This is a genomic window from Paraburkholderia sp. SIMBA_027 (assembly GCF_046535315.1).
GTDB lineage: Bacteria > Pseudomonadota > Gammaproteobacteria > Burkholderiales > Burkholderiaceae > Paraburkholderia > Paraburkholderia tropica.
In genome coordinates this window covers 1-375 of the sequence record NZ_JAWRWY010000176.1, presented here as the reverse complement: position 1 = coordinate 375, position 375 = coordinate 1, and the positions used below count along the sequence as shown (strand labels likewise).

General features: G+C 61.3%; 1 pseudogene. It reads left to right on the top strand.

The annotated features are described in order from the left end of the window. Positions 1 to 375: pseudogene (locus SB764_RS38660) on the top strand (bifunctional uridylyltransferase/uridylyl-removing protein); the annotation flags it as partial.

Below are 375 nucleotides of genomic sequence, written 5' to 3'. Positions count from 1 at the left end.
CGTTGCTGCGCCTCGAAACCGTGCCGGAAGGCGCACAAAAGGCGCTGTGGAACGAGCTGGACATCGGCTATTTTCTGCGCCACGACGCAGCGGATATCGCGTGGCAAACCCGTGTGCTGTGCCGCCATGTCGAAACCGCGGCGCCGATCGTGCGCGCCCGGCCGGCGCCGATCGGCGAGGCGCTCCAGGTGCTGGTTTATGTGAAAGACCAGCCCGACCTGTTCGCCGGCATTTGTGCTTATTTCGAACGCAACGGTCTATCGGTGCTCGATGCGCGGGTCAGTACGACCCGTCACGGGTACGCGCTCGATAATTTCCTCGTCGCGCATACCGAAGAAGACGTGCATTATCGCGATATTGCCAATCTGGTCGAAC